Source organism: Desulfovibrio sp. Fe33 (assembly GCF_028532725.1).
Classification (GTDB): domain Bacteria; phylum Desulfobacterota; class Desulfovibrionia; order Desulfovibrionales; family Desulfovibrionaceae; genus Pseudodesulfovibrio.
The window spans coordinates 194,697-217,771 of the sequence record NZ_JAQKGU010000001.1 but is presented as its reverse complement, the minus strand read 5'-3'; the positions used below and the strand labels follow the sequence as shown (position 1 = coordinate 217,771).

General features: G+C 51.9%; 20 protein-coding genes. 12 read left to right on the top strand and 8 right to left on the bottom strand.

Annotation, left to right across the window (positions count from 1 at the left end; genetic code table 11):
- Positions 1–227: 227 nt before the first annotated feature.
- The 8 genes from PSN43_RS01055 to PSN43_RS01020 form a co-directional block, all read right to left on the bottom strand.
- Positions 228–3,365, bottom strand: a complete 3,138-nt coding sequence (locus tag PSN43_RS01055; protein ID WP_272698859.1) for a type I restriction endonuclease subunit R — start codon at positions 3,363–3,365, stop codon at positions 228–230.
- Between the two features lie 20 nt (positions 3,366–3,385).
- On the bottom strand, positions 3,386–4,432 hold the full coding sequence (locus PSN43_RS01050; protein ID WP_272698858.1) for a toll/interleukin-1 receptor domain-containing protein: 1,047 nt from the start codon (positions 4,430–4,432) through the stop codon (positions 3,386–3,388).
- 2 nt (positions 4,433–4,434) lie between these two features.
- Positions 4,435–5,784: a restriction endonuclease subunit S gene (locus tag PSN43_RS01045; protein WP_272698857.1), complete on the bottom strand. Its 1,350-nt coding sequence runs from the start codon at positions 5,782–5,784 to the stop codon at positions 4,435–4,437.
- Positions 5,774–6,823 carry a RhuM family protein gene (gene rhuM, locus PSN43_RS01040; protein ID WP_272698856.1) on the bottom strand — a complete coding sequence of 350 codons (1,050 nt, stop codon included), beginning with the start codon at positions 6,821–6,823 and terminating at the stop codon, positions 5,774–5,776. The genes PSN43_RS01045 and rhuM overlap by 11 nt, the downstream gene beginning before the upstream one ends.
- Positions 6,824–6,867: 44 nt before the next feature.
- Positions 6,868–7,581, bottom strand: a complete 714-nt coding sequence (locus PSN43_RS01035; protein ID WP_442874858.1) for a RipA family octameric membrane protein — start codon at positions 7,579–7,581, stop codon at positions 6,868–6,870.
- 1 nt (position 7,582) lies between these two features.
- Entirely contained in the window at positions 7,583–9,235 is a 1,653-nt protein-coding gene (locus PSN43_RS01030) for a class I SAM-dependent DNA methyltransferase (protein WP_272698854.1), read from the bottom strand.
- Positions 9,236–9,361: 126 nt separating this feature from the next.
- Complete coding sequence (locus PSN43_RS01025) at positions 9,362–10,246, bottom strand: hypothetical protein (RefSeq protein WP_272698853.1); 885 nt, start codon at positions 10,244–10,246, stop codon at positions 9,362–9,364.
- 18 nt (positions 10,247–10,264) lie between these two features.
- Positions 10,265–10,744 (bottom strand): hypothetical protein, encoded by a 480-nt coding sequence (locus PSN43_RS01020; protein ID WP_272698852.1) that lies wholly within the window; start codon positions 10,742–10,744, stop codon positions 10,265–10,267.
- 268 nt (positions 10,745–11,012) lie between these two features.
- Here PSN43_RS01020 and PSN43_RS01015 point away from each other — a divergent pair, with 268 nt between their 5' ends.
- The 12 genes from PSN43_RS01015 to PSN43_RS00960 all read left to right on the top strand — a co-directional run bounded on the left by PSN43_RS01015 (position 11,013) and on the right by PSN43_RS00960 (position 22,957).
- Positions 11,013–11,693, top strand: a complete 681-nt coding sequence (locus PSN43_RS01015) for an ERF family protein (RefSeq protein WP_272698851.1) — start codon at positions 11,013–11,015, stop codon at positions 11,691–11,693.
- Positions 11,683–12,243 carry a hypothetical protein gene (locus tag PSN43_RS01010; RefSeq protein ID WP_272698850.1) on the top strand — a complete coding sequence of 187 codons (561 nt, stop codon included), beginning with the start codon at positions 11,683–11,685 and terminating at the stop codon, positions 12,241–12,243. Before PSN43_RS01015 ends, PSN43_RS01010 begins: the two co-directional genes overlap by 11 nt.
- Positions 12,244–12,342: 99 nt before the next feature.
- Positions 12,343–12,900: a hypothetical protein gene (locus PSN43_RS01005; RefSeq protein ID WP_272698849.1), complete on the top strand. Its 558-nt coding sequence runs from the start codon at positions 12,343–12,345 to the stop codon at positions 12,898–12,900.
- 108 nt (positions 12,901–13,008) lie between these two features.
- A complete protein-coding gene (locus PSN43_RS01000; RefSeq protein WP_272698848.1) occupies positions 13,009–13,137 on the top strand; it encodes a hypothetical protein in 129 nt (42 codons plus the stop codon).
- A 30-nt stretch (positions 13,138–13,167) separates the two neighbouring features.
- Entirely contained in the window at positions 13,168–13,305 is a 138-nt protein-coding gene (locus PSN43_RS00995) for a hypothetical protein (protein ID WP_272698847.1), read from the top strand.
- A gap of 47 nt (positions 13,306–13,352) precedes the next feature.
- Complete coding sequence (locus PSN43_RS00990; RefSeq protein ID WP_272698846.1) at positions 13,353–15,653, top strand: ankyrin repeat domain-containing protein; 2,301 nt, start codon at positions 13,353–13,355, stop codon at positions 15,651–15,653.
- An 88-nt stretch (positions 15,654–15,741) separates the two neighbouring features.
- Positions 15,742–16,731, top strand: a complete 990-nt coding sequence (locus PSN43_RS00985; protein WP_272698845.1) for an AAA family ATPase — start codon at positions 15,742–15,744, stop codon at positions 16,729–16,731.
- Positions 16,637–17,485 (top strand): DUF3150 domain-containing protein, encoded by an 849-nt coding sequence (locus tag PSN43_RS00980; RefSeq protein ID WP_272699202.1) that lies wholly within the window; start codon positions 16,637–16,639, stop codon positions 17,483–17,485. The genes PSN43_RS00985 and PSN43_RS00980 overlap by 95 nt, the downstream gene beginning before the upstream one ends.
- 324 nt (positions 17,486–17,809) lie before the next feature.
- Positions 17,810–18,790, top strand: a complete 981-nt coding sequence (locus tag PSN43_RS00975) for a glycosyltransferase family 2 protein (protein WP_272698844.1) — start codon at positions 17,810–17,812, stop codon at positions 18,788–18,790.
- Between the two features lie 184 nt (positions 18,791–18,974).
- Positions 18,975–20,498 (top strand): ArnT family glycosyltransferase, encoded by a 1,524-nt coding sequence (locus PSN43_RS00970; RefSeq protein ID WP_272698843.1) that lies wholly within the window; start codon positions 18,975–18,977, stop codon positions 20,496–20,498.
- Between the two features lie 466 nt (positions 20,499–20,964).
- Positions 20,965–21,714 carry a hypothetical protein gene (locus PSN43_RS00965; protein WP_272698842.1) on the top strand — a complete coding sequence of 250 codons (750 nt, stop codon included), beginning with the start codon at positions 20,965–20,967 and terminating at the stop codon, positions 21,712–21,714.
- A gap of 250 nt (positions 21,715–21,964) precedes the next feature.
- Positions 21,965–22,957, top strand: a complete 993-nt coding sequence (locus PSN43_RS00960; RefSeq protein ID WP_272698841.1) for a BMP family lipoprotein — start codon at positions 21,965–21,967, stop codon at positions 22,955–22,957.
- Positions 22,958–23,075: the final 118 nt, after the last annotated feature.

The window sequence follows — 23,075 nt, the reverse complement described above, 5'->3', positions numbered from 1 at the left end:
GAAGCCTCTCCCTTGCTCACTTTGAGCAGCTCACAAATGGGGGAGGCTTCATGCTATTGCAGCATAAGCCAAACTCTTTCGGTAGAATTTAACTTCAGGAAAATACAGAGAAGAAACCTTAGTATCCCAGAATAAATCACAACGTATAAGTGAACGTTCAAAATCTAGATTATAGATTCCATCAATAAGAGCTGTCAGGGGCACTTCATGTCAGCCATGCCTAGCCTCTACGCCGCCTCACTCCAGTCATCCGCCAGACTCTCGGCCTGTCGCAGTACCTCAGCTACTGCCTCTTTCTGAGCATCCGGCGGATACTTGTACTTCTTCAGAATCCGGCGAACTAGGTTCCGCATCTTCGCCCGGACGGAATCCTTGTGCTGCCAATCAACGGTCACGTTCTTCCGCAGCTTTTCGGTCAGCTCCTTGGCTATCTTCTTGAGGACATCGTCGCCTAACTCCCTTACGGCGGATTCGTTTTCTTCCAGGGCGTCATAGAAGGCCAGCTCGCGGGGATTGAGGCCGAGCTTGTCGCCGCGCTTGAGGGCTTCGTTCAAGTCCTTAGCCATCTGTATGAGTTCTTCGATGACTTGGGCGGTCTCGATGGCGCGGTTGCGGTATTTGAGCAGGGATTCCTTGAGCCGCTCGGAGAACTTGCGCTCCTGCGTCGTATTGCGGCGTGAACGGGCGCTGATTTCGCCCCTGAGCAATTTTTCGAGCAATTCGACGGCCAGGTTGCGGTGCTCCATATTGCGGACGTCGTCGAGGAATTCTTCGGACAAAATGGAGATATCCGGCTTGTCGAGGCCTGCCAGGGCGAAGATGTCGTCCACGCCTTCGGGGACCACGGCGCGAGCGAGGAGCTGATTCAGGATCGCGTCCTTCTCCTGCCGTGTTTGTTTGCCCTTGGTGGCTGTCGTTTTGTCAATGAAGATCTTCACGGCCTGAAAGAAGGTGATCTCATCCCGTATAGCCACAGCTTCGTCCAGGGTACCGCAAAGGGACTGGGCGCGGGTCATGGCTACCACGACATCAAAAAACTCTTTCTTGCGCTCCTCGGTGGCGACGACAAAGTCCGCAGCAGGGGGTAGCAACTCGACAGCCTTGGTCTTGTAGGCTGAGTAATCGAACTTGTGGAAGATGTCGCGTGCCGTCTGGAGCTTCTCTTTCAGCACATAGAAGGCCTCGTACACGTCAATAGTCGGCTGACCTCCACGCCCTCCGCTTCGGGTGTAGGTGTGCAGCGCGTTTTTCAGCTCGCTGGCAATGCCGATGTAGTCGACAACCAGACCGCCTTGCTTGCCCTTGAACACGCGGTTCACGCGGGCGATGGCCTGCATGAGGTTGTGCCCCTTCATAGGCTTGTCGATGTACATGGTGTGTGCGCACGGCGCGTCGAAGCCGGTCAGCCACATATCGCGGACGATGACGATCTTCAACGGGTCATCCAGGTCCTTGAACCGTTTCTCCAGCGCCTTCTTCTGGGTCTTGCTGTAGTGGTGGTTCTGTAACTCTCGCCGATCGGATGCACTGGCCGTCATGATGATCCTGATTGCCCCGTCCGAGGGATCATAGGTGCCGTCAGCCAATTGGTTTCCTGCCCACTGCGGACGCAATTTCACGAGCGCATTGAACATCTCAACGCAGATATCACGGCTCATGCAGACAATCATGGCCTTGCCGTCCACGACCTCCAGGCGGGCTTCAAAGTGGTCGACCAGATCTTCTGCTACCTGCCGGATACGCGGTTCCGCGCCGACAAGCTTGGCCAGGGCAGCCCACTTGCCCTTGGTTTTTTCGGCCTGAGAAGTCTCTTCATCCTCCGTTACCTCGTCTACTTTTTCGTCGATCAGCGGCAACTCATCCTGATTGAGATCCAGCTTGGCCAGACGGCTTTCGTAGAAGATAGGGACGGTCGCGCCATCAAGCTGGGCCTGCTCGATGTCGTAGATGCTGACGTATTCGCCAAATACCGCCTGGGTGTTCTTGTCCTCTTCGGCTATGGGCGTGCCGGTGAAGCCGGTGAACGTGGCGTTAGGCAGGGCGTCGCGCATGTGCTGGGCATACCCGGCAACGAAGGCGTTTCGCTTTTCATCCAGCTTGCCCTTGAACCCGTACTGGGAACGGTGGCATTCGTCGGCTATGACGATGATGTTTCGTCGGTCGGACAGGACCGGGAATTTGGTCTCGTCCTTGTCGAGGGAAAATTTCTGGATGGTGGTGAACACGATGCCACCGGACTGTTTCTCATTGAGAATTTGGCGGAGTTCGCTCCGGTCGTCCGCTTGTATTGGACTGTCTGCCAGCAGGTCTCCTGCCTTGCAGAACGTCTCGTAGAGCTGTCCGTCCAAGTCGTTTCGGTCCGTAATGACAACGAGGGTCGGATTGGCCAGATCGGGATGGCGGATGAGCTTTCCGGCGAGGCAGCACATGGAGATGGATTTGCCGGAACCCTGCGTGTGCCAGATGACGCCGCCGCGTCCTTTCAATTCGTTCGGTGCATGTTCGGAGGCCGCTTTCACGGCTGCGGCCACGGCCTGGCGTACGCCGTGGAACTGATGATAACTGGCGATCTTCTTTATCGTGCTGGAGTCGTCGGCCTCGAACAGGACGAAATCGCGGATGTATTCCAGGAGCAGCGTCCGGTCGAAGAAGCCTTTCACAATGCCCTTGAGTTCATACTCGAAGGACGGGCGGTCCTCTTCCGACTTCACCGCTCGCCACGGCAGGAACCATTCACGATTGGCGGTCAGGGAGCCCACGCGGGCCTGGATACCGTCCGAGGCCACCAGCGCCTCGTTGAACATGGCAAGGTCCACTAATTCGTGCTTGTAGGTCTGGAGCTGATGAAAGGCCTCGTCCACGCCTACGTTCTCTTTAACGATGGATTTTAATTCGATGACGGCCAGCGGCAGGCCGTTGATATACACGATCAGGTCGGGACGACGATTGCCCTTGCTCCCCCGAATCGTGAGCTGATCCACAATCCAGAACGTGTTGGCGTCCACGTCGTGAAAATCGATGAGGAACGCCCTGTCTTCGATATTCTCCCCGTCCCGCTTGTAGCTGACCTCCACGCCCTCGCGCAACAGCCGATGGAATGCCTGGTTCGCCTTGACCGTGATCGGGTGGGACAGCTTCTGGACAAGGTGGAGCACCTCGTCGACCGTGCCCGCCGGGAGTTGGGGATTGATCCGCTCTATTGCCGCACGCAAGGGCTTCAGCAACAACACGTCATCCAGCCGAGCTCTCGCTCCGCTCCCGTCCACCTCGGGGTTTAAGTCGGGGCCGTGAACGCTGGTGTAGCCTTCCTCTTCAAACCAACTGATGGCGAGCTTTTCGAGAGCGTCTTCGTTGATATCGGGCATAGCGCTATTCCCTTTTGAGCTTAAGAACTGGCTTTTTCTATCTTACTGTAAGTTTTGATATATTTATCACCGGTTATACGCTCTAGAGTTTTCTGAAGTCCTGGACCGTATACATCTGGATGCTCTCCCTGAAAACCGTGACTCCCGCTGACTTGACTGTTGGCGTTAAAAGCTTCAATCAGCCGGTTTGCCTGGGCCAGTGATAATTGTTCAATATGAGGAAGTAATTGTGCGAGGGTGTTGCCTTCATTAAATGATGAACATTTTTCAACAACGCCAATATAGGCATCCAACACTTTTTCTTCATTTATCAGTAACGGTACAATCTTTTTGGGCGCTTCTTCCCATGAGCAACGAAGAGCCTGGAATTTTCCTATGAAGCCATATGGTGTCTTTCCCAAATCTATCGCGATCATGGGAACTTGAAGTCCATAAGCCACTCCAACCTCTTGATCTGTCCACGCACTGTCGGAAAAGTTATCCGTCATCAAAGCTATGAACGCATCCATGGAAAAGAGCGCATTTTCGATTTCTTCCTGCCATTCTTTCGTTGGATGGATATCCTCATGGGCCACAAAGCAATCTATCCCGTACGCTGCCAGCTCGGCCTTAAGCTTGGCTGTTTGAACTTTGTATTGAACTTTGTGGCTCAAAAAGACGCGGTATTTTCCTTCTTTCCAGATTCTGCTTTTTGCAACGGCTGGTATCGGTTTTGTTCTGCTTTTAGAGGCTACAGGTTGCTGGTACTCTTCGTAAGCAAGGATAGACAAATTTTCCACGTATTCTCGATCATTACGAGAAAACTTGCTCAAGGCTTCAGAAAGGTACTTTTCTACCTCTTCCTGCCTGTCGTAAATTGTACGATACACAGACTGCGGGATATTGAACTTGAAACTATACAAGTGCCCACCTGCGAAATCGTCGAAATAAGGCTCTGTGTAATCAACCCTAGCTTTCCTGATAACTTCTGCGATTTCCTGATTCCCTTCCAGAGAGCACTTTTCAGCTATCGTAAAAAGTACAGCGTCTAGATTACGTGCAAGGTGATATTTATCCTTCCAGCTCATTATTAAACCTCAAGTTCACCGGACATCAATTTAGGGAGTAACGTATCGCGGACTTTGCCTAAATGCCCAGAGGACTCAATAGCTAAAGCCTCTTTGTCTTGCAAAGGTAGAGCTAAAAGATTGAAGGCCTCTAAGACCGAACGAGTTGGGACAACAATAGGAAGAACTGCAATTTCTTTGGGCTTAACTCGTTGCCTACTTCCCGTTGAGCCGGTTGCTTTGTTGATTATCACCTCTTGCATCCTTGAAGACCGAAACAACTCATATAAAAATGGCCGATCAGAGGACTCCTTTGGGACAAAAGGCATAAATTCCGTTGAGCAAATTGCCGACTCTGTTCTTTGCACTTTAGGAAGCCAAACTCTTGGGAATTGAGGGTTGAGCTTGGATGCTAAAACACAATTAGGTGGAACTGCATATTTATTGCTTTTTATCTCGCCACCTGTCTCATTTAGCGGCAATTTGTCAGTATCAAATGCGGGGATACTGTAGTGCTCCCAGGTCCTGCCCGGTTCGTTGAAGGGCTTAACCGTTGTAGTCTCAAGCGTTGCAACTTTTTTAAGACTACCGACCTGCCATCCCTCAGGAATCAGGCCAAGCTCGGACTCCACCAGCTTGTCGGGGAAGAGGGCCGCTGTTTCCGCATCCATGCCTTCGGGCTGCCTGCCTTCCATCTTCGCCTTGACCGGGTCGAAGTCCACGAACCAACTCTTGAACAGCGCCTGCGCCATGGCCTCCAGCGTCTCATTCATGCGCCGGTTCAGCTCTATCTTGTCGTCCAGCGTGCCGAGGATGTGGGCAATGGCTTTCTGGGTTTCAAGAGGGGGGAGAGTTACAGGTAAGCCATGCTGATTCGTTATGCTTAAATAAGCACGAGTTGAACCTCCGCCTGCCCAGTTTCCAAGAATAGACTGGAACTCCGCCGAATCGAAGTAGTACTTGAGAAATTTGTTCGACAGCTTAGACTGATCTTTAACCCGATAGTAAGTCACTTGAGGGGTTAGCACGATTAAGGGATATTTATGTTTGGGAACAATTGCAGTTCTCCCAATCGTAGCCTTGTGTGTTAATAGAACATCTCCTTCTTCAGCAAATCCCTTTCGCAACTGACTTGCTTGACTTTGTTTTATGTATTTGCAGGTTCGAAAGGAGAGGCTTCCATTGTTTATGTCTGAAGCTGCAACGAATGGTACGCCACTAGAAACGAAATCATCACCCTTAGGATGAATTCCTCCATGATTTCCATCCATTGGTTTCTCAATAATACCCAATTTAATTAGGTCACCAATTGTATACTGCTGAACGTTGTCAGCATTTCTTTTTTTCAGAATTTTTTGCTCTTTACTTCCCATCACGCCCCGCCTTCCGTTCCCGCTCCAAAACCTTGGCAGAAGCCCTCAAGTCCTCAATGTAGGCCTTGTCCGCCTCCAGCTGCTCCTCAAGACGCCGCTTCTCGGCAAACTTGTCGTATTCCGTTTTTGCGTGGGCAACTGCGTCCTTGTGGCGCACGCTTCCCGCTCCCTCAAGGACGGGGAGATCCACATCACCCAGGAACTTGTCGAGGAAACCCTGCCAGTCTTCCATAAAAATATTCTGCCGACGCTGGGCACGGAATTCCGCCTGATCCAGGAACATCACCGTGATACGGTTGAGGGTGTCGATCTCTTTTTCGTCGAGGTAGTTCTTGGCCGTCTCGACATCCCTTTTCAGCACCCGCGAGCCTTTGTAATTGGTCAGCCCCATATCGCGCAGTTCCGCATTAGCTCGGTTCTTGACGATTTCTGCCGCAGTCAGCCCAGTGGCGGCATAGTGCATCTTGTTCTGCATCGTTGCGAAGAAGAGCTGGGTTTCCTTTTCGCCCTCCCGGTAGTCGTTCGCCAAGGAAAAGATGTTGCGAACCATCAGGTAAACACGGGCCTCGCTGGCTCGAATCTCCCGTATCCGCGCCAACAGCTCTTCAAAATAGTCAACGCCCCCAGATACGCCCTTGAGACGTTCATCATCCAGCGTAAACCCTTTGACGAGATATTCGTTCAACCGATCTGTCGCCCACCTTCGGAACTGGCTGCCCAGCTTGGAGCGGACCCGAAAGCCAATGGCAATGATCATGTCCAAATTGTAGTGGTCAATCAGCCGCTTAACATTTCGCCCTCCCTCGGTTTGAACTATTAGATACTTTCTAATAGTTGCCTCAGGAGACAGTTCTTCTTCCTCGAAAATATTGGTGATGTGGTGATTAATCGTAGGGACGGACACCCCATACAATTCCGACAACTGCTTTTGAGAGAGCCATACGGTTTCGCCCTCAAGCCTCACCTGAAGCGGTTTAGCCAGCCCCTTGCCTTGATAAACGAGCAATTCACCCTGAGGGCGTTCATTGTTAATCGGCATAATAAACTGAGATAGGCTGAGTTGCTTTTTGAAAGTTGTTGTAATTACTCACTGCTTGTTTCCACGGGCGCTATCACGGTATTCGCATTTGCTTCTCTGTAAATGCATTCGATGTCATCGGATAAAGGCTGTATCCAGCCGGTTAGATTGGTCCTCAATGAATATGGATCCCAGATCCAAAGCAGAGTCGCGACCAGATAAACGGGTGCTAGCAAAAGGACCATACCCCACACCCACTCTTCATGTGGGACAAGTTCTTTTAGAAGAGAACCAACAAATGTCGTAGACCAAATGAGCATGAACAAATAGGTTATTCGTTCGTTAATACGGCTTACAGAATAAAAATTACCTTTCTTTTCCTTTCTGTATAGGACGGTTTTGTATAAATTCCCAGAGAAGCATTCTTCCAAAAAATCAATATGCAACTCCCAGTTTTCCTGCCATTGCTTGCTTCCTTTTAAGGCAAGACTCCATAAATATGTAAAGCAAAGAGCAAAGAGGCTAAGGACTGCTAAATAATAGAACTGGCCATCAACGTCCGTACCCTTAGCTAGGATAATGCCGTATGCAGTCAGAAAGGCACCTTCAAATGCCCAAAAATAAAGGGCTCTTTTCCAGTAAAGATCTATTTCAAACTTACGTACATCGTGCGCTTTTTGGTAAGCTTCCTTTGCACGGTTCTTACCTTCGAGGGTTAAACCTTGACCAGTGGTCGTCCCCTCCTCGAACATTATTTCAGCGTATGTTCTTGGGGGCATATCAATCACCGAATCCTAATATTTTTAGATTCTCTCGAATCCGGCCATCCAACCGCTGCCCCTCGGCCATCTGTTCAAACAGTGTCGAGGTCAAAGCCGCCATCTTTTCTTCAAATGGGACGCCGTCGTCCTCTTCCTCGGGAGCGCCGACATATCGGCCCGGCGTCAGCACGTAGTCATGCTTGCGGATATCCTTCAATTCGACCGAGGCACAGAATCCGGCCTCGTCCGCATAGGGCGTCTCTGCCTTGTCGCCCATCTGCCAGTTGAGCAGGGTCTGCGCTATCCGCAGGATGTCCTTCTCGCGGTCAAAGTCGCGCAATACGCGGTCGATCATGTAGCCGCATTTGCGGGCATCAATGAACAGCACCTCGCCGGTACGGTCCCTCAACGTCTCGATGTTCTGTCCGTTGGATTTGTCCTTATTCAGGAACCAGATGCAGGCCGGGATCTGCGTATTGGTGAAAAGCTGTCCAGGCAGAGCCACGATGCACTCCACGAGATCCGCATCGACAATCTGACGGCGGATGTCCGCTTCACCATTGGTCGCGGTGGACATGGAGCCATTGGCCAGCAGCAGGGCCATTTTCCCCTTGGGGCCAAGGTGGTGGATCATGTGCTGCATCCACGCGAAGTTTGCGTTGCTGTCCGGCGGCACCCCGTACTTCCAGCGCACGTCGTCGGCCAGTTTGTTTGCGCCCCAGCCGCTGATGTTGAACGGCGGGTTCGCCATGATGTAATCAAAGCGCTTGTCGGCGTGCTGGTCGTTGCCAAACGTATCGGCAGGCTCCTTGCCGAAGTCAAACTCAATGCCCCGAATGGCCATATTCATGGCCGCCAGCTTCCACGTGGTCGGGTTGGATTCCTGGCCGTAAATGGACAGGTTGCCGACCCTCCCGCCATGGGCCTCGACGAATTCCTCACTGGAAACAAAAAAGCCGCCTGAACCGCAAGCCGGGTCATATACGCGGCCCTGGTACGGGCGGAGCATCTCGACGATCAGCGTAACAATGGATTTCGGCGTATAATACTGGCCGCCCTTCTTGCCTTCCGCCGCCGCGAACTGCCCCAGGAAATATTCATACACATGGCCCAGGATATCCTTGGCCTTCAGGCTTTCGTGCTCAAATGGGATGGTGTTGATCAGGTCCATGACCTCGGCCAGCTTGGAGCTTTCCACCTGAAGCCGCGCAAAGTCCTTGTTCAATACATTCTTGAGGACCGGGTTCTCCTTCTCGATGGCATCCATGGCATCATCAAGCAGGCTGCCCACGCTCTTGAATTCAGCCCCCCAAGGCAGCTTGGAACCAGGGTTGAGCTTCACGCATTCAAGCAACGTGGACCAGCGCCCTTTCTCCGGCACCCAGAACACGTTGGCTTCGGTGTAGTAGTCGCGCTCCTCCAGCTCGTCATTCAACAGCTCTTCATCTTCCAGGTCGTCATCGAGGAAGTACTCATGATCAGGATCAGCGAACTGAGCCTTCAGCTCCTCCTGCCGTTGCACGAAGCTGTCGCCGACATATTTTAGAAAGACCAACCCGAGCACGACGTGCTTGTACACAGCCGCATCCAGGGAAGGCAGGAGCTTGCAAGCAGCCTCCCAGAGGCGCTTCTCCATTTTCTTAAGAAAAACATGTTGTTCCAACGCGGTCATCTTCGTATCCTGTTAAAATTGATAACATTTGAAATGGCATAGTACATCGAATGAGAAAAGTGAATGCTCAAGGGCTTGCCCGGTTGGTCGAGACAGGGGTGCAAATAGGTGTCCCGAAATCGCCCCCTATTTCCCCTTCACATAGCACGTGATTTCAAGCGTATCTGCCAGGTTGGCCAGCAAGGTAGGCAACTCCCGCTCGGAGACCAACACCGCCCACGCCGTAGCAGGGCGTCGCATGGCTCTTTGCTCTGCACGCAGCAAGGCTTGATATTTGATACATTGAAAGAGTCCCCTGTTTAAATCCGCTTCGTTCGAAATCCTGGATTTCACTTCAACCCCAACCAGGGATGTTTCGGTTTCAATAACAACATCCGCTTTGTCGCCTGATGCAAATTGATACTCCTGGTGGACGTTCACGATATCATCAAGTTCAAAAAACGATGCCGCATTTCTGGCGCAATACTCTTTCAACCGCTTATGTTCTATGCTTTCGCCTTCATTCGACCACCCTCCCCGTGCGGGAGAAGCATTTGTTTTAAGCCGTGTACTTGTGGGACCTCTTTTAAGGGGTTTAAGGGAGCATGCTTCAAGAACATCATCCCAATACTGATATGCGAACACGTCAGCGTGAACTTCTTGGACGACAGAGAGCCTTTCCCTATTATTTAGGTCAGGAATGTCATCGCGCTCGCAATATCTTTCGAGGTAGTAATTGACTCCTGACCCAGGAAGGCCCGTCGCTGCATTCACTACAATAGCATTGAGCGGGGGCACTTCTTCTTTCCATTCTTCAGAGAGATCAATCAGTACGTCACCGATTGTGCCAGCGGGTTTCCCGTAGTTAACCGCCATCACAGAGTGACTCCAGCCACGCTTTACTACCTCGGCATCTAACTCTCCATATGTAAGAGACCTGCCAGCCTTGGCATACCAAACAAGGAGGGGAAAGATCTTGCGGGCGACTTTTGAGGTCCAGGTTTCGGCTATCAATTGTTCAGGAAGTGACATAGGGCCTCCTTTGGCAGTTTATTCAGTTTCATAGGTTGGAGTTCCAAATTGCATTCCTCCATCGCCAGTGATTTCACCGTAGAAGTCTTTTATTCCAGAAACGAAAGTGGAGCAGTTCGATATTACCTTATGATCTTCATCAGCCCCCAGCGGTCCAATATTAATTGACAACTCGACATCCTCTGAAGCGGCCTCTTTAATAGTTTTTAGCTCACTGACGGACCGGCCAAGCGCATCTGCTGCTTTGAACAGTTTAACAAATAGATCCATGATAACTTGGACCTCGTCTCTCGTTTTGGCTCTGCAAAGAGTCTCCTTGCAAACATTATCGTCAAAGAATAACTCTCCTTGCATATTTAAACACAGGCCCGCAGTTTCTCTATAGTCAAGCTGCTTGAGGTGTGCCAACAAGATCTCCCTTCCGTTATCATTTTGCATGGAGTTAAAAATATTTACCAGTGTTTCAACATATACCGGCACAGTGTTAGCATTCTTCATACGGCCTTCCTTAACAATACTTCGACTTAAACAATATCCAATAATCCGATATCGCTTTAGCCGTCCAGCTAAAAGAGATTATTGACTATACATGATAGCAGGAACTTTGGGCTCGACCTGTGGTTTCACCCTGTATGCTTTTCAATTTATTTGAAACATATATTATCAAACTGAACTTCGATATTTTTAGTTTCATTTTCCAAATCACCACATTGCCCCTGTGCTGCCCATCGCGGCACAGGGCTTTTGTCTTATCAAGGAGGTTTCGATGGAACTGCAGATGAGCTCTCCAGAAATCACGGAATTGGCTGAGGCAATGATTCAGATCCAGCAAAGTCTATCACCTGCACTCAAAGATGCTGAAAACACATTCACAAACAGCCGCTACGCCACGCTTCATTCGGTCATGAATGCGTGCCGCGAGGCTCTGCTTGAACACGGCGTCTGGTTGACCCAGTATCCTGTGTCGGTTGATGCTAATCAACTCGGCTTTGTTACCAAGATCGTCCATGCTGAAACAGGTCAATGGCAGGCGTCGTTATTGACCATGCCGCGGCCGAAGAATGATCCCCAAGGATACGGATCGGCTATGACCTATGCCCGTCGATATGGATTGTCGGCTTTGATCGGGATCGTAACGGAAAGTGACGATGATGGTAAATTGGCCTCGCATCAAAGAGAGCCGCACAACACCGGTTTTTCGCCCCGCAATCACGAGATAAATTCACCCGCTACACAGCCAAAATCAATGCCAAAGGATAATCCCCTTGGAGCTGTCAATCTTCCTCGTCTTGATGGCGTACAATACCGGAAGGGTACGGCCAATGGCGGCAAGCAGTGCGTGCTAGCAACCGGCGACACCCATTCCAAGAAGGAGTTTCTGCGCAAGGCCGGATTCCAGTGGAATGGCTCCCGCAAAGTCTGGTGGAGGTACGCAGATGCAGCCTGACGACACAAAAGCACAAGGATTGATACGGCTGCTGACCCAAGGCCTTCTGACGCATGCCGAACAAAAAACGGCCTGTGAGCTTGGGGATCGCAGCCAGTACATAGGCATGTCCGACATCGGCAAGGGCATGGAGTGCATACGGGCGTTTGTGGCTAGCAAGCTTGGCATAACCTCTATTCCCGCCGCATCCGCCATAAATAGATTAGCTACCAAGGAACTAGCCGAAATCCTTGGGCGTCAGCTTGTCCTACCGCGAGGCCATTGGCAGGAGTATGAGATCGAGAAGGCTCTTACAGCTAGTGACGTGAAGCTGCTCTCCTTGCTTCAAATCGGCGTCGAGCACGATGGCGTTCCCATCAAGGCACATTTGAACTTCACCCTGGTATGGGGCGTGCAGCGGCCTGCCATGCGGGTTCTGGAACTGAAGAGCAATGAGCGTATCCCAGATTCGCTGTATGCGTCGTACGAGGCACAATTGTACGGCCAGGTCGGGCTGCTCAAGTCCTGTTGGACCGAACCGTGCTTTTCCGCTCCTGGCACTGGCCTGTAATCGGTCACGTTCCCGCAGATAATTCAAGGCCTATTCAGTGTGGCGCTCCCCGAATTCCCGGACAATGTGGACATCGAGGCCTAGGTGTTATCCATCTCCATGGCCGAGGTCAGACCATTCGGGCCATATTTGCCGGATGAGGCCATGCTGGAGATATGTCTGCAAACAGCTGTGGGCATATGGCGTACTACGGAAGACGTGCACTCCGACAACCTGGGATTGAACGACCTGGATTACTGCCGGGGGTTCCATCCCTTGTGCGACTGGTGTAATGTCAACGCGGACTGCCCGAAGTTTCAGGCGGCGAGCATCCCCTCGGATTCCGCTTGCGGTCTGGAGCTGGAAGAGCTTGCCATGCTTAAGGAGCGAAAGACCGCTTTGGAAGGACGTATCGCAGATGCAGAAGAACGTATCCGACAGACATACAATTTGATCGGAACACAGGACTGGATCTCAACCGGAGACCACCGTTTCCGGGTCGCAACCGTAGCAGGCCGAAGGACGCTCGACCGCTCCTTGTTGGTGGACAAGTTGACCTTATTAACTGGCGATGAACTCCGGGCGCAGGCAGCTTTGGAGCAGTGCGAACAGGCTGGCAGAGCACACGAACGGCTGTACATCGGCAAGGTTCACAAGCCACTGAATCCTGCTGCGTAGTCCTGTTAAGCCCTCACATTCTGCTTAATGAAAAATATTGTCCGCCCGGATATTCGCCACCACTCGTCTCAATGGATAAGGAGGATAAAAATACCCCAAGGAGGATTTATGAAACCGGCAGACAACAAAGCGAATCAAAGCAATTCCAACAAAGGAAGTAAAGGCACCAACCGTCAGTACGATCAGGTGCAAGGGAATCGCGGAACGCAAAAGAATCCCAACAAAAAAGCCAAGTAAGAACCATTTCAAGCATAAGGAGAATACGTTATGGATACTTCGAACATGAGCCAGGAAGAACTCGACATTTGGTCGGACATCAACAACCCCAACAATGATGCCGATATGGACGACTGGGCCGACGCCCACAATCCGAACAACGACAGCTATATCGGCGACGAAGAATAATCACACTCGGGCGGGCTGGAGACAGTCCGCCCGTCAACCCGAATACCATGACACAAGAACGAACATACTACTCCCCTGTCGCGTCAGCCATCAAAACGTTTTTTAAGGCTTCTGATTTACAGCACTTCCTCGGAGGCTCTCAGAGAAAGCAACTCGAACGTTTTCTTAGAGACGAGGCCATAGTGGGACATGATGAGTTCGAAATTCTGATGGCTCAGCTTTTCGGCCACAAGGATATTCGATCAATCATCCTCAGTATTGTCTGCGTAGAACTTCTGCACGAAGCGAACTGGTGTCGGCGTATGGCTTTTCCCAGCACCAATTGGGTTGATTCGAAGCAGGCATGGGAATCGCTTTTCAGAGAATATCTTTCGAAAATCCTCGCACATACCGCTTTCAGAATTGCGTTCACCAGTTGCATCTGCGGCGGTCCTGTAGAAACACCTCTCCCACGTACCCCAACATGGTTTCTGCCTCGCAAGGGGAAATCAGCAGTTGGCCGCTTCCTGAACTGGTGGTGCCGCCGAGCCCAAATGGATAAGGAGACCTTCTGGCTCTCCAACGACAATATAATTAAAGAAGCACAGACTATTGCCAAATGGGAAATGGGATCTTCTTCTCCATCAATGGCGACGATTCTTGCCATGGCCGAAGCCCAGTACCTCTCTGGGAAAGTTACGCAAGAACTCCGCTGCTCCCTGAGGACTGGACTTATCATAGCCAGTACTGTGGACAACGCTCGCCGCTTTCTCTCACGTGAATACGAAAAGCAGGCCAACGAGCTATGGGACTCTTTTGAAACGGCATATCTTGAGCTTGTGAGAAGCTCTTTCACTCAATGCATACGGACATTCATCGACATGCCTGTTCATGCCGAGGCTTCATTCTATAACCGTACTAAAATTGCTAAGCGGATCATCATTGAGCAAGTGGAAGAACGACAGCCACCTTTAAAAATAATCGCTGAGCTACATGAAGAACGTTTTTGGTTCGCACCTTATGAAGAAGAGAAGAAACAGTTTGTCGAATGCCTGAAAGTACTTCCTCCTTATGGACGTAAAGGCACGCCATCCACATCCAGGCTTCATGATCTAAGAACCGCGCCAGACAAAGGCGGCTTTCACTCGTTCAGCCTTCCTTTTACGGACGGCCTCAAAGCCATCGAAAGCAATGACGTGGAAGGCGGGTACGACCTTCTCTGGGAAGCATTTTGCAATGCCCGCTATCGGGCTGGAAAACTCATGCCCCTTATACTTGAGATGACACATTCCACGGCATGCTATCTGCTTTCGCTCAAACAAAGCTCCGGAAAGTCCCGTCACAAGTACTGGCTACATATCAAGAAAATGCAATCTTGGTCCCAATGGCATGACCAATGTGCCGCACTCTGGGATGTTTCCGTCAGACAGGATGAATTCTCCAAACATGATCTCGACGACAATGAGTATCGACGACGAGTTCTTGAAATCGGACGACGCCGTTTCGAGGGATTGTTCGGCGATTGGATTCCAGAAATTGTCGCTTCTCCTGAGGCGCAAACAGATAGCAAAGCAAAATACAAAGGGCAGCTTGATGCCATCATAAAAGCCTACACGACAGACAACAACAAACTATGTTCAGCCATCAAGGACCATGACTGTGATCGGGCCATTCAATACATCACGAAAGGAATCAATCTCAATTTTCGCACTGTACTGGAAAGCAATGCATTTTATGAGACCATGGCACAGGAAGCCTGGGGCAACAGATATAAAGTTGCTGAAGCCATTCTGAGCCGTGACGACAACCCCATCTCAGCCGAGACATTGATGACACCCATGCGTCACATCCCGAAAGGCTTGCTCCCTGAGGCGCTGATTACGGATAAGGGTCAACTCAAACATACCGCTCTTCATATGGTCTTGGTTCATCGTAATCCCATTTTGCTGAAGCTGTTGATCAAGCGAGGCGTTGACATGAACCAACGGATTCCGACTGAATATGGAGAGCTGTCACCGCTGCTTTATGCGGTACTGAATTGCGCTTCCAACACCGCAGATCGCCCATGGCCAGGATGCTGTAGAGACGGCTATGGGACATCAGCTGGAGCGATTGAAAACGTCAAGATCCTCCTTGCTGAGGGAGTTGACGTGAACGATGTGCACCGTGACGGAATGACACCACTTTTTCAGGCTGTTTTGCTCAACGATATCGAACTTGTTCAACTCTTGCTCGCGCATGGAGCAAAAACAAATTGCCCACTTGATATGGGGCTTACTTTGACAGACGCCTGTAGTTCGTTGCCAATGCAAACCCTTTTGAACCAAGCGGCAAAGCTTAAGGAGGCGGGCGGCTACACATATCATTAACATGCCAGTTGGCATAAATAGTTCAGTTGGTCCAACCCCGGTTCTGCGCATGCAGGGCCGGGGTTTTCTCATTCTAAGGAGGAAAACAATGAATGATATTTTGAAAGAATTACAAACTCTGCAACCTGCTGACCATGATGCTGGCGAAGTCTTCAGTGGCAAGAAATCCAAACGTACTGTGCGCGGCTTTGCGTCCTCGTCTTCGTTCACCCCTGGCATCAACCCGGAATACCTGTTCCATGACTCCAGCCGGAATGCCGTAGTGTGGTTCATGGATTCATCCGATCCGCTCTACGTGTTTGGCCCTGCAGGGAGTGGCAAGACCAGCCTTATCAAGCAACTTGCGGCCAAGCTAAATTATCCAGTGTTCGACATCACCGGCCATGGACGGCTGGAGTTCCCAGACCTGGTCGGACATCTGACCGTGGAGGACTCGAATATGTCCTTCCAGCACGGACCGTTTGCACTCGCCATGAGATTTGGCGGGCTCTTTCTGCTGAACGAGATCGATCTGCTTGATCCGGCAACCGCCGCTGGCCTGAATGGCATCCTCGACGGCGACCCGCTGTGCATTCCTGAAAATGGCGGTGAGATCATCAAGCCTTATCCTCTGTTCCGGTTCACCGCTACCGCCAATACGAATGGCGGTACGGACGAGACCGGTCTCTATCAAGGGACGCTTCGGCAGAACCTGGCGTTCATGGATCGCTTCTGGCTGTGCGAGATTGGCTATCCAAGCCCCAAGGCGGAACGGGAACTGCTGTTCCACAAAGTTCGGGGGCTTCCCTCGGAAGTGCGCACCAAGATGGTCGAGTTCGCCAACGAGGTGCGCAAGCTCTTCATGGGTGAAGCGGACGGAAGCTTTCGCGACACCATTGAAGTGACGTTCTCCACTCGTACTCTGATTCGTTGGGCAGATTTGACTGTCCGATTCCAACCCCTTGCAAGGCAGGGCATCCAGCCCGTCACCTACGCGCTTGATCGTGCGCTTGGATATCGTGCCTCACCTGAGATCCGGACCGTGCTGCACGAACTCGCACAACGCATATTCCCCCATCAAAAGGAGAAAGCATCATGAAGGATACCAATATCACCGTCTTCGACAACCTCATGGCCCTGAATCTGAACGTAAGCATCTGGACTGCCCGCAAGAAGCTGACGCCCGCCGACTTCAGTGTGCGAAACTGCCGCCGGAGGAGCTTGCTTCGCTTGGCAGCAAGAAGATTTGCGATCCCAAGGAACTGCGCATCTTCGGCACCCTCAAGGCTCGCGCCGTTAACCTCCTGGACCGGACCGGCGTCCGCTTTCTCGGCGGCTGGGGCATCCCTGAAGATATGGCCGACGACATAGTTATCGAGTTGAACGCCATCCGCGACGACTTTCTGGCCGCAAAGGAGCAATCCCTCAGCCGCCACGACGAGGCTGTGCGTGGCTGGATATCTCAACATCCCGGCGGGAAAAGCCTTATCGGGAGTTCCCAGGTCAGTGCGGATTACGTTCGCAGTCGGTTGGATTTCCGGTGGCAATTCTTCAAGCTCGTCCCGCCCACGGATAACGTCGTCGGGCATGGCTTGCAGAACGAAGTAAGTGAACTCGGCGACACGCTTTTCGATGAGGTCGCCAAGGCCGCTGCCGACACGTGGAAGCGTTGCTTCGAGGGCAAGGACAAGGTCACCCACAAAGCACTCTCTCCCCTGCGTTCCATCCATAGCAAGCTGGCTGGGCTGAGCTTTGTGGAGCCCCGCGAGATGTCCGTCGTGGACCGGCTGGATACGGCGTTCAACAGGATGCCGAAGCTTGGTCACACTGAGGGGGTACCCCCCCATTTCTAGGGGAGGGCTGAAAGAAAAGCATATGCCGCCACATCCAGCCCTGCTCTTGGTGGATATCCCCCAAGAGCGGAATGTAACCGTTCGCTGTTGTAAGTTCAAAACCACCTGGCGGCATAGCCCTGGATCAACAATAACTATGTGAACTTATTTAATACAACACCTTGCCATTCAGCAAAACGAGGAATAACGTCTTTGCGCACCTCAACACAACAATACAAATAAACAATAGTTATTATTTATTCGCACTAACGCAGCCTGCTCCGACGCAGACGGACTCGAGGAAAGAGCGCGGCCTTCGGACAACAGCGAGCCTATTAAAGAAAAATGAATAATTTTAACAATCTATCAATCATAGTCAAAACATTTTTCCGCCCCGACATGTTGGAAAGATTCTTACAATCCACATCCGACTATCAAAAACAGCATTCAATCAGATTTGCAGAAGTCTTGATTGGCGACGATAGCGATGATGAGACTATAAGGAAAAACGCATCGGTCGTTCATAACTTTCCGGACATAAACACCAATTACCAAACCTACGAATTCAATATAGGAAGCGGGGATGGAAGGAACAGGCTCTTGAAAGAAGTCAAGACCCCATATTTCCTTTACTGCGATGACGACTTCATACTTGATAATCGCTGTGACATTGACAGTGCAATTAACATCCTGGAAAAAGACGACCTCGACATTTTAGGCGGATGGCTGGAGGATGAATACAAACTTGAAACAGGCAAGTATTCCGAAAGAGCCTTCATCGCCAAATTCATGGAGGCAGATGACACGCTCATGATGGATGTAAATGAATTTTACATTCCCAATTTTGCTTACACTGACTGCATGATGAACTTTTTCATCGCCAAAACAGATTCGGTTAAAACGTTTGGTTGGGATTCTGAAATGAAAACCCAAGAACACTACCTATTCTTTTACCAAGCGTTCAAACACAATTTAAAGATGGCAGTTTGTCGAGATCTCTTCGCAAAACACACGCAGCACAACGCCAACAAAACATATGACAAGTATAGAGAGAATATAAATAAAGATGAATTTGTCAGCAAGATGGCGATCAAAACAGGATTTGACAAATTAATAATCTCTTACTTCAAAAAAAATGGCGCTGTCAGATGGTCCATTAATGGAAAGAAAAAAACTTCCGAAGTTGAAAGATTTTACAAAAAGGACTCCGGCAAATCACATACGTTTTTTTCTTTCAAATCCATTCGGCGTTGGTTAATCCGAATCCGGTGGCGGAAGGATCAAAAAATAATACGGCTATTCGGGATCTACATTATCAACAAGTAAGGTAGGGTCTGTTTGATATACAATACATTTCGATCATATCCGCGTGCAGACATAAACAATCCTTTTTGAGGCTAGTGTCGGCTTTCTTTATAGTTCATTTTGTTTCGAATAATGCCACAGAATGGGAATGCCCCCTCCCATTCTTCTCCATCTGTTGACGAATGAGGAAAACTGAAAGGTACCAATGCAAGACTCGACAATCACTGAAATCAACAATAAAAACCGCCCTTTTCTTCTTTATGGCTGCCTACTGTTTCTCGCCGTTTTTTCCTTCCTCTTCCGTTACTTTGCGTCTGACACTGTCGAAACTGGTGGCGACGCCATCTACAAGTGGTCGCTGATCAAGCAATTTATCCTCTTCGGCGACATTCCTCTTGGACTCAATCACCACACATGCCGATGGGCGATAAACATTCCTTTGTCCCTCGTTGCAAAGTGCTGTGGGACAGAACCGACCGGCTACTATATCTGGCCTTTCATTGCCTCCACCCTTTCGGCCATTTTTAGCTTTCTGCTGGTGGAGAGATTACGCACGTGGCGCGTTGGCTTGGCTACAGGCATTCTTGTCATTCTTTCCGGCCCCATGCTGCGACAGGGGACACAGCTTCTGCCCATGGGAACGGCTTTACTTTTTCTATTGGGAGCCCTCTATTTTCTGGTTCGATGGCGGGACAACAGGCACGGGTTGAACCTCTTGGCCAGCGCCCTGTTCCTTTTCCTTGCCTACGGAGCCAAAATTACAATCGTCTACTACCTTCCTTCATTTCTTGTCCTTATCTACATGTTTTCGAAGGACAAACAATCGCGGCTTGTCAATATCCTGTTTTTTCTCGGCATCTTCCTGGCATGTTTCGCCATGGAGACCATGCTGTTCAACGCTCTGGCGGGCTCGTCGTTCGGCAGGCTGGAGCTTGTCCAATTATCGCACCACCCGATTCGAGCCGCCCAAATCGCCCCCCGATCCTGGCAATCACAATCCAATACCCTACTCCAATACCTGGCCAACTTTTTCGTATACTTCAAATACTCATCCAATTGTTCGGCAGCGCTTTATTATACGGCCTTCAGCGTGGCCGTCCTGGCACTAGTCCGGAAGTGGCGAAGCGTCTATATAACGGCCATACCATTCCTGTTCGGATTCATTGGACACGCCTACGCCATCACCTCCGTTTTCCCCTTTCACCGGCCTGAACAAATTCTCCCCCGATACCTAAGTGCCATATTCGAATTGGCGCTGATCACCATCATATTGTTCTTGTCGGCCCCTCGCTTCAGACAATTGACGGCAACATTGAAGCTCCCGTTCAGCCTGGATGATCGGAAAATACGGATGCTGCTCTTTTTGCTCCTTGCCATTCCCATTGTTGCCTACGCAGGCAAACACCTTCACATGGACAGCGGCTACGCAAAGACTGCACGCGCGATGAAAGAAGTTCGCGAGGCCAGACAAAACGGCGTTCCGGTGCTGATCCTGCTGCCGAGGGATAGCGACAAACGGGCTTATCGGAGGAACAAGCTTATCGTGAAATTCCGCGCCTTCTACACCGACGCCCGGCATTTCGGGAATACGCATTGGCCCACCGACCCCAATATTGATTTGGATGATTTCCCCATGGTTGCCAGGAAGGGAAAAACGTTCTTGTTGGTCGAACGAAACGGCTTCAAAGGCGACTTGGCAGACAAGGGACTCTATTTGGTCGACTATTGACCGGGTTGCAGACGGGTTGCGACCAACTGCAATTGAAGTCGCTGGTCTCCTAAAGGGGGTAGCCCCGAAACGCGCACCCGAATAGCCGGTTTAAGCGCAATGGTTCTAGTCCCTTCGAGCAGAATTCCCCTTGCCCGATTTATTAAGGCCGTCGCAGGCAGCCGAAGCGGCGGCAACTGAATCAGAAACGACCCAATCACCCTTGAAGACGTTTGACGGAACTTCCGTCGAGCGTCTTCACTTCTTTACGGAGACACTCGAGGAGGGACAGGCTTCCCTTGGCCCCCCCCCGCAGAAATTGCGGGGCAAAAAAGCTGTGAGCCGACTACCCAATGCAAACAATATTATGCTATCAGGAGCCGTATTCTGATTTTAGAGGGAAAAGCTCGGGAACCGTTCCGAAAACACAGCGAGGAGAGAAAAAAAGATGCGCAGGATAGCCCTTCTACTCTGTTTTGTCCTGGCGATGCCGGCAGCCGCACAGGCAGCGTCCGACATCGTCGCCACATACACCTATACCGACGGGGCCATGGTCACCATCTGCACCAGGGACGCCAAGCACGTCCGCATGGACACCTCGCCCACGACCTACACCCTGCTCACCGACGGCAAGGTCTATTCCGTAAACTGCGATGAGGGCCAGTGCCAGGTGTACGATATCGGCGCCATGGCTTCGAGCATGTCCTCCAGCGGCATGACCTCCATGTTCGGCGGCGGCGATTCCGACCCGGACTACGAAGTGCGCTATGAAAAGACCGGCAAGACCGAGACCGTGGCCGGGTACAAAGGCACGGTGTACAACGCCGTGATCTTCGAAAACGGCAAGATCTTCCGCCGCGACGAAATGGTCATGTCCTCTGACGCCGACATCAAGAAGCTCACCGAGGCGTGGATGGCCATGTCCGAGGCGCTGACCCAGTCCATGGGCCAGTCTTTCCAGGATTCCCTGAACGAGGCGAAAAAGATGGGCTACGGCGGCATCCTCCGCTACGGCAACGAGATGCGCCTGGCCAGGATTTCCAAGAAGAGCCTCGACGCCTCCTACTACAAGCTGCCCAAGAACTCGCATATGGTCCAGATGCAGCAGCCCCCGCAGCAGAACGGCGATATGGGCCTCGGCGACGACGCCAAGGAAATCGGCCAGGACGCCAAGGAATCCACCAAGGACGAGATCAAAAGCAGCATCCGCGACGCCATCAGCGACATCTTCAATTAGTCTGGCGCGAAATGCCGACGCCGCGTCCCGCAAAATCCTCTTGCGGGACGCGCTGTTTTTTCAAGCCCCGCCCGTAGCCGCCCGAAACGACGGCCGCTTCCGCCCTGCCAATCATCTTCGGGTTGGCGTCCCGGCCTTGATGACGTATTGTCACATACCGTCCCGCTGCATTGCGGGAGGCCGGGCCGTCCGGCGGCCGCCGCCGTTGCGGGGAAAGGGGAATTTCCCGCGAAACCGTTTGGAGGGAAGCATGTTCCGCACTCTGATCACGCCCACCCTGGTTGTCCTGGCCCTGACGCTGTCCGCGGCCACCGCGCTCGCCCTGAATCCCGCCGTCATCTACGATCTGGGCGGAAAGTTCGACAACGCCTTCAACCAGGCCGCGCACAAGGGAGCCGAGGAATTCTCAAAGGAAACCGGCACCCGGTATCAGGACTTCGAACCTAACGACGAATCCCAGTACGAGCTGGCCCTGCGCAAGTTCGCCTCCAAGGGCTGCGACCTTATAGTGGTGATGGGCACTCCCTTCGCCCCGGCGCTGGAAAAAGCCGCCCCGGATTTCCCCGACACCAAATTCGTCATCATCGACTCGGTGGTGGACGGGCCCAATGTGCAATCCGTGATTTTCAAGGAGCACCAGGGGGCGTTCCTGGTAGGCATGGTGGCGGCCCTGAAGTCCCGAACCGGCAAGATCGGCTTTGTGGGCGGCATGGACGTGCCGCTCATCCGCAAGTTCGCCCTGGGCTACGCGGAAGGCGCGCGCTACGTGAACGGGAAGATCGTGATTTTCGAGGACATGACCGGAACCACCTCCGACGCCTGGGGCGATCCCGACAAGGCGGGCGAGCTGGCTCGCGCCCAGTTCGCACGGGGCGCGGACGTCGTTTTCGCCGCAGCGGGCGGGTCGAACATGGGCGTGCTCCAGGCCGCCGCCGACATGAAAAAATTCGCCATCGGCGTGGACTCCAACCAGGATTGCATCCACCCCGGCAGCGTGCTGACCTCCATGGTCAAACGCGTGGACCTGGCCGTGCTCCAAACCATGCGCGACGCGCGCAACGGCGATTGGAAACCCGGCGTGAAGGTTCTGGGCCTGGCTGAAGGCGGCGTGGATTACGCGCTCGACAAATACAACGAAACCCTGATCTCCCCGGAGATGCGGGCCCGCGTCGACCAAGCCAGGGCGGACATCGTCTCCGGCAGGCTCAAGGTTACCGACTACCTTGAAATCATGGACAAATAACCTGTATTCACGCACGAGACACAAGCCGGCTCACGGCGGACGGAATCCCGATCCGGTTTATCCTCATGCCGCCCGGGCCATGGCCCGAATCAGATCGGCCAGAGGGTGGGAGAACGAT